Origin of the sequence: Maricaulis sp. (genome assembly GCF_015665295.1) — a bacterium.
Classification (GTDB): domain Bacteria; phylum Pseudomonadota; class Alphaproteobacteria; order Caulobacterales; family Maricaulaceae; genus Maricaulis.
This window is the reverse complement of the sequence record NZ_JADFAJ010000043.1, coordinates 62,483-68,527: the sequence shown is the minus strand read 5'-3', so window position 1 is coordinate 68,527 and position 6,045 is coordinate 62,483. Positions and strand designations below refer to the sequence as shown.

At 63.2% G+C, this 6,045-nt stretch carries 5 protein-coding genes; 3 read left to right on the top strand and 2 right to left on the bottom strand.

Features of this window, described 5'->3' with window-relative positions:
* Positions 1–158: 158 nt before the first annotated feature.
* The gene (locus QZZ02_RS14990) at positions 159–1,463 is read left to right on the top strand and encodes a hypothetical protein (protein WP_291845610.1); all 1,305 of its coding nucleotides are present in this window, start codon (positions 159–161) and stop codon (positions 1,461–1,463) included.
* A gap of 286 nt (positions 1,464–1,749) precedes the next feature.
* Here the strand turns inward: QZZ02_RS14990 and QZZ02_RS14985 are convergent, their stop codons facing one another.
* Entirely contained in the window at positions 1,750–2,133 is a 384-nt protein-coding gene (locus QZZ02_RS14985) for a hypothetical protein (protein WP_291845608.1), read from the bottom strand.
* Between the two features lie 170 nt (positions 2,134–2,303).
* Between QZZ02_RS14985 and QZZ02_RS14980 the strand changes: the two genes are divergently transcribed.
* Both QZZ02_RS14980 and QZZ02_RS14975 read left to right on the top strand, forming a co-directional pair.
* Entirely contained in the window at positions 2,304–2,831 is a 528-nt protein-coding gene (locus QZZ02_RS14980; protein WP_291845606.1) for a hypothetical protein, read from the top strand.
* Positions 2,832–3,062: 231 nt separating this feature from the next.
* Complete coding sequence (locus QZZ02_RS14975; RefSeq protein WP_291845604.1) at positions 3,063–5,159, top strand: TonB-dependent siderophore receptor; 2,097 nt, start codon at positions 3,063–3,065, stop codon at positions 5,157–5,159.
* A gap of 76 nt (positions 5,160–5,235) precedes the next feature.
* Here QZZ02_RS14975 and QZZ02_RS14970 read toward each other — a convergent pair whose 3' ends face one another.
* The gene (locus QZZ02_RS14970; protein WP_291845602.1) at positions 5,236–6,018 is read right to left on the bottom strand and encodes an SDR family NAD(P)-dependent oxidoreductase; all 783 of its coding nucleotides are present in this window, start codon (positions 6,016–6,018) and stop codon (positions 5,236–5,238) included.
* Positions 6,019–6,045 lie beyond the last annotated feature (27 nt).

Here is a 6,045-nt window from a genome sequence, read left to right as displayed (position 1 = left end):
GGTCGAGGATGAGGGCCTGGTGAAGCTGGATATCTGATGCCGCCGGGTGTCGCGGGAATCCGGGTTCGTGCGCGGCTGTGACTTTAACGCTTGGCAAATCCCCATAAACTCCCTGAACTGGTCCCAATCGGGCCGCGTTTCGGGGGGAAGATCGCCAGATGACCTTGAAGACAGCTGCGCTTGCCGCTTCGATCGCCTGCCTGCTGGCCTTTCCGGCTTTCGCCCAGGACGAGACGCCCGCCGCGCCGACACCGCAGAGCATTGCCCTGGAACTGTTCAGCGAGGCTGGCCGTGCCCTGCGCGCCGGCGACCATGAAAGCGCGCGCCGCTTGATGCTGGCAGCCCTCGATCTCAAGCCCGCGCACCCGGCGGTACTGCGTGCCCTCGTGACCATCGCCACGCGAGCCGAGCGGCCTGATGACGGGTTTGCGGCGCTCGACGGCATGGTCGTCGCCGGCCTGGCATTTGAACCAACCGACGACACACGCTCCCTGCTCGAAGCGGCAGACAGCGAGCGCCTCTCCGCGATCCTGTCTGCCCTGACGGCCAATGGCGAACCGGTCGGCACAGGCGAGATCATCGCCCGCATCGATCGCCCGGACGCGCTCATTGAAGGCGTCGCGGTCGATATCGAAACCGACCGGATCTTCGTCTCCTCCGTGGCCCGGCGCGAAATCCTCTTGCTGGAACCCTTCGCCCGTGACGAACCGGTGGTCTTCGCCGATCGCGAGGATGGTTTGTGGTCCGTGTTCGGCCTGTTCGTGGACGACCGCACCCGCATGCTGTGGGCCGCCTCCGGCACCGTTGACCAGACGCCGCTCGATGCGGGCGAGGACGGTGGCACTGCCCTGTTCGCCTTCGACCTGATGACCGGCGATCTCCACCGCCGCTACATGATCGACGGGGCGGTGCAGATGGCCGATTTCGTGGTCCGCGACGGCACGGCCTATGTGTCGGACAGCCAGGCGCCGCGCGTCTACCGCCTCGATAGCGTGTCGGGCGAACTTGAAGTCCTGTCCGAAGATCCCCGATTTGTCAGCCTGCAGGGCGTGGCGCTGGCCCGCGGTGCGCTGTATGTGGCCGATTACTCGATGGGTATCTGGCGGATCGACCTGGGTGATGGCAGCGCCACCCTTGTCCGCGCCTCGGATACAAGCCTGATCGGGATCGACGGCCTGCGCCAGACCCGGGATGGACGGCTGATCGCGGTCCGCAATGGCGCGCGGCCTCACCAGATCATGGCCATTGATCTTGACCGCGCCGGCATCGAAGTCGCCAACGTGGAGGTCTTGCTGCGCGGCCACCCGGCCATGGTCGGCGAGACCGAGCCGACGCTGGTTGATCTGGCGGACGGGCGCGCCTGGCTGGTCGCCAATGCCGCCTGGTCGCTTTTTCCTGCCGACGGATCCGAGCCGGCTGAAGCCCGGCCCGCGACCGCGATCGTGGAAATCGAACTGCCCTGACCGGCCGGTCAGCCCCTTCTTCGCCGGCAACTCGGATCGCGATTGACGACAGCCAAGGCGAGCCGCGACATGCCCGACCCATCCTGCACTGCTGAGAACCGCCTTCTGGCGGACCCGGGACCGGGTGCCGCAATATCCCCGGTTTTTTAAACTTGCCGGTCTCGTGGCGCAGCGAGATTGATGTGAGAATCCCCCCTGTGCGGATCGCCCGTCATGACCTGATCCGGCCGGCCGGATGGCGCCATGCCGATGTCGGGGTTTGGCTGCAATGGTCGCCGAGTGACCTTCAGGACGTTTTGCCCAGACGCAGGCCGACCCCACAGGCCTGGCGGATAACGACATCCGCCGCTTCGGCCCGCTGGCGCAGCTGCTGCAGCTGCTCTGCAGACAGGCGCCGGTCCGGTGACAGGGTTTCGGCGACGGCCCTATCCTCGGTGATCCGCTCAAGCCACGGCATGGCGGCTCCGACCAGATCGAGTTGATCGTGGCTGAAACGGGAATGGGCTTCTCGCAGGATGCAGGCACAAACAGATGCGTTCTGCCCGGCCGCAATACAGGCGCGATGGACGAGGGAGGTGTCGCCCTGCTCGCGGGCGTGTGCACTCGCCGACCACAGCGATAGCGCCGCCATGGCCGCCATTGGGGTTGCGATTGCCTTCATGCATTTCATTACGCGCACCCGTCTCCCGAGCCTTCAACCAGGTCGTCCCGATCCGACGTTTGACGTCAGCCCGGACACGCCTATGCTTGCAGGCGTGGCGAGTCCGCGCTTTCAATGCGCGCAGGACGAGTCATATTTAATGAGGCGAGGGACCGCCAAACGTTACAAGGAGCCCCAAAATGCGGCGCATTCTGATCACAGTGGCCAGCCTGGCTGTGCTGGGCGGCTGCGCAAGTCCGACACCCTACCAGGCAGCGGAGGGGTCCCGCCGCGGGTTCACCGAAACCCGCATCGAGACCAATCGCTACCGGATTTCCTTCGCGGGCAATTCGCTCACTGACCGCGAGACCGTCGAAACCTATCTCCTCTACCGGGCTTCCGAGCTCACGATCGAGAACGGGTTCGACTATTTCACGGTCGTTGACCGCGCGACCGATGAGGATACGCGGGTCACGGCCACCGGCATTGGCCGGTCGCCCTATTCCGGTTTCAATGTGCATTACGCCTATTTCCATCCGCGCTGGGGCTGGCGCGGCTGGCGCGACCCGTTCTGGGATGAAGCCAGCTATCGGGAAAGCACGCGTTATGAAGCCAGCGCCGAGATATATCTCGGCCGCGGCACCAAGCCGGATGATCCCAGTGCGTTCGACGCCCGTGACGTGATGTCAAACCTCGGCGCCCAGATTGTGCGCCCAGAGGGCGGCTGAGCCTTCGCGGCGAGTCATCCGGTGAGCATGACTGCCATTTGGGCGCTAAGAAGGGCCGGCGCCACGCGTCGGCCCTTTTCGCTGCGCCGCCTCCAAATCCACTGATGCAAATTCACCACGTGTCGCAAGAGCCTGTATCGCAGGGATGCGCGCGCGCCCCTGTGCGCTTGACACTCATTATCATTCCCAATACTCGGATTTTGATTTTCATTTGCAGCTAGAGTTCCCGTCATGATCAGAAAAAGCGCCTTGCTGGCCACCTCCCTCCTTTCGGCCGGCCTCGGTGTCGGCATGGCCGGTGCCCAGCAGGACGAGGACGTCGTCGAGGTCAATGGGCGCTACCTGTCGCTGGACCAGCTCAACTCGGTGAAGACCCCGACCCCGATCATTGACGTGCCGCAGAGCCTGTCGATCGTGACCGATATCCAGATTGCAGATCAGGGTTTTGCCAATCTCGGTGACATCCTGCGCTACGCGCCGGGCCTCTCGATCAGCCAGGGAGAGGGGCATCGCGATGCCATCAATATCCGCGGCAATCAGTCGACCGCCGACTTCTTCCTCAACGGTGTGCGCGATGATGTTCAATATTATCGCCCGCTCTACAATCTCGAACAGGTCGAGATCCTGCGCGGCTCCAACGCACTGCTGTTCGGCCGTGGCGGCGGCGGCGGTGTTGTGAATCGTGTGACGAAGTCACCGGTCCTGGGCGAAACCTTCTCCGGCGTCAGCGCCGGCATCGACACATTCGGTGCCTGGCAGCTGACCGGCGACACCAATCTTGCGACCGGCGATCACTCGGCCCTGCGCCTGAATGCCTTTGTCGAGGACATGGCCAACCACCGCGACGCCTTCGACGGTACACGCTACGGCATAAACCCGACCGTCCTGACCGAGCTGGGAAGCGACACCACGGCGACCTTTTTCTATGAATATCTCAATGATGACCGGGTTGTGGATCGCGGCGTCCCCTCGGTCACCGTCAACGGCGGGCCGAGCCGCCCGCTGGAAGGCTTTGACGAGACCTTCTTCGGTTCTGCGGACGGCAATCGAACCACACTGGAGGCCCATACCTTCCGTGTCCGCCTCGATCATGAATTCAATGACCGGCTCCGCAGCAATGTGACGGTCCAGCACGCCGATTACGACAAGGCCTACCAGAATATCTATGCCGCCGGATTCAACGCGGCAACGACGCCGAACCAGGTCACCCTGGACGGCTATCGCGATATCACGGCCCGTACCAATACCGTCATCCAGGCCAATCTCGTCGGCGAGTTCAACACCGGCGCGATCGGGCACACCGTGCTGGCTGGAGGCGAGTATGGCGACCAGGCGACCGACAATGCCCGTTTCGACAATCTGTTCGCAGCCAGCAATGACGACCAGATCACGATCGATTTCAGCGACCCGCTGGTGATCCCCGGTTTTGCCTTCGTGACACCGGTCCGGGATCGCAGTTCGCAGGTCCGATTCACCTCACTCTACGTGCAGGACCAGATCGAACTGACCGAGACACTGAAGCTCGTGATCGGGGCGCGCTTCGACCGGTTCGATGTCGAGGCGCTTGATCTTTTCGCCGTCACCGCAACCGATAATGGCCGCCGCGGCCGTGTCGACGAGGAAATCTCGCCGCGTTTCGGCCTTATCTACAAGCCGGCCGAAAACATGTCCTTCTATGCCAGCTATACCGAGACCTTCCTGCCCAGCGCCGGCGACCAGTTCCTGACCCTGAGCACGACCTCGGAGGACATTCGCCCGCAGGTTTTCGAGAACCGCGAGATCGGCGCCAAGTGGGATATCACGAACGCGCTCAGCTTCACCGCTGCACTGTTCCGCCTCGAGCGCGGCCGGTTCACCACCGTCAACCCGGATGATCCGTCCATCGTCACCACGGTGACTGGCAGCACGACTGAAGGGTTCGAGCTCCAACTGGTCGGCGAGCTCACCGACAGCTGGACCCTCAATGCCGGTTACAGCTATCTTGACGGCACGGTTGAGGGCGGCGGCTTCGACGGAAATGCTACGCGCCAGACGCCGCAGCACATGCTGTCGGTCTGGAATCGATACCAGGTCAGCGAGCAACTTGGCGTCGCCATCGGCGCAACCTATCAGGACGCCTATTTCGTACTCGAGGACAATTCGGTCGAAATTCCTGCCTATACGCGGATTGATGCCGCTCTCTACTATGATCTCGACGAGACGACCCGGGTCCAGCTGAATGTCGAGAACCTGCTCGACGAGGGCTATTTCCCCGACGCGCACAACAACACCAATATCTCGACCGGCGAGCCGCTGAATGCCCGTCTGACGATTCGCCGCGACTTCTGATCCGGCGGACACCCGCCAAGGAAAAGGCCGGAGGAAAACCTCCGGCCTTTTGCCTGTCTGGCGTCCTGTCCGTCGACTATTTCGGCGGCATCCGGGCGCCGGCATCCAGGCGGACGCATTCGGCGTTGATGTAGTCGGAATTGACCATGAACGCGACAAGGTCGGCATACTCTTCCGGCGTGCCAAAGCGCTGCGGGAATTGCAGGTGCGAGGCCAGCGAGACTTTCACTTCCGGCGGCATCTGCTGGTAGATCGGCGTCTCGAAGAAGCCCGGCAGGATGGTATTGACGCGAATGCCTTCCTTGGCGAGATCGCGCGCCATGGGCAGGGTCATGCCATAGATGCCACCCTTCGAGGCCGCATAGGCAACCTGGCCGATCTGGCCGTCCTGGGCTGCAACCGAAGCCGTATTGACGATGACGCCGCGGCCGGACCCGCCCAGCGGTTCAAGCGACATCATCCCGGCCGCCGACTTGGAGGCACACACGAAGGAGCCGATCAGGTTGACCGCGATCACTGTCTGGAAGCCCTTGACCGAATGCGGCGAAATCTCGCCGGTCGAGGAGGAGCGGCGCGCCGTCTTCTCGGCCCAGCCGATCCCGGCGCAATTGACGAAGACACGTTCCTGGCCGTGCGTTTCACGGGCCTTGGCAAAACCGGCATCAACACTGGCTTCCTCGGCCACATTGACCTGGCAGAACACGCCACCGATTTCCTTGGCGACCAACTCGCCACGTTCGGCGTTCATGTCGAAAATGGCGACCTTGGCGCCATCAGCGGCCAGACGGCGGGCTGTGCCTTCGCCGAGGCCGGAGGCGCCGCCCGTGACAATGGCGGCAATGGATGAGTCGAGTTTCATGAGACACTCCCCTTTATCGATGCCAGC